General features: G+C 70.8%; 1 pseudogene. It reads left to right on the top strand.

Features of this window, described 5'->3' with window-relative positions:
• Window positions 1-1,313: pseudogene (locus HUX53_RS27100) on the top strand (hypothetical protein); the annotation flags it as partial.
• Window positions 1,314-1,412: the final 99 nt, after the last annotated feature.

The following is a 1,412-nucleotide window of genomic DNA, read 5'->3' as shown; positions in this document are numbered from 1 at the left end:
TGCCGGGCGGCCTCGCCCGGCCCCGCCGCGGCTGGCCGATCGCCGGCGGCGTCCTCGTCGTCGCGGGCGTGGCGCTGTGCCTGGAGGGCGTCCAGCGGTGGCGCGAGTTCGGCGCCGCGATCGGCGCGGCGGCGATCATCATCGGGCTCGTGCTCGCCTGCCCGTGGCTCGCCGGCGCGGCCGGCCGGCTCGCGCCGCTGCTCCCGCTGCCGCTGCGCCTCGCCGTCCGGGACGGCGCCCGCAACCGGGCCCGCACCGCACCCGCCGTCGCCGCCATCATGGCGGCCGTCGCCGGGATCACCGCGCTGGCCATCGGGGGCGCCAGCGACTTCCGGCAGGAGCAGATCGAGTATCAGGCGCGGCTCCCCATGGGGTCGGCGCTGGTCAGGCCGCCGCTCGACCGGGCTGACGCGGTCGGCGAGGCCGTCCGGCGCGACCTGCCCGGCGTACCCGTCGTCCCGCTGAAGGCTCTGCCGGGCCCGGACGGGATCTGCACGAGTGACGACTGGGCGCAATGCCCCACCGTCACGTTCCTCGCCGACCGCGACACGAACGCGTCCTTCGACCTCATGGACAACGTGGTCGGCGGCGCCCGCGAGGCCCGCATGGTCCTCGGCCACGACGACCCCGCCGTAACGTCCGCGCTGGACGCGGGGAAGGTCGTGCTGTTCCGCGCCAGCCCCCCGTCCAGCGGGACGACCACGGCCAAGGTCTTCTACTGGGAGGACGACAAGGAGCACACGATCCGCACGATCGAGAACCTGCCGGCGGTCGTCGCTCCCGGAGACCCGCACGTCCGCGCCATAGTCCCGCCGAAGGTGGCGGAGAAGATCGGGCTCCCCGTCCGAACCGAGGCGTTCGGCATCGACCGCACCGACCACCGCGTGACCGAGGCCGAACAGGCACGCCTCGACAAAACCCTCAACACCTTCACCAAGGACGACGGCTCCGTCTACGTCGAACGCGGCTTCACCGGCTCGTTCGGCAAGATCACCCTGATGCTGGCGGGGGCCGCGGCCGTCCTCGCCCTCGGCGGCGCGCTGATCGCGACCGGCCTCGCATCCGCCGACGCCCGCCCCGACCTGGCCACCCTCGGCGCCGTAGGCGCCCGCCCGCGAACCCGCCGCCTGCTGACCATGGGCCGCGCCGCCTTCATCGCCGCCCTCGGCTGCTGGCTGGGCATAGCCGGCGGCCTAGTCCCCGGCATCGCGGTGACCCACCCGCTAACCACAGCCCCCGAGCAAAAAAGCGCCACCGCCCACCGCACCACTGTACCTTATACACATCTCCGAGCCTACGAGAACGTATACTAACTCGTTTGCCGTCTTCTACTTTACAAAAAAAAGAATAAAAAATTGACCACTCATGTGCCACAAGCCAGATACTTCTGTAACACTACAAAAAAAAATACA

This window comes from Actinomadura sp. BRA 177 (assembly GCF_013372625.1).
In the GTDB taxonomy this organism is placed as follows: Bacteria; Actinomycetota; Actinomycetes; order Streptosporangiales; family Streptosporangiaceae; genus Spirillospora.
The sequence above is the reverse complement of the archived record's forward strand: the minus strand, read 5'-3'. Positions and strand labels throughout refer to the sequence as shown.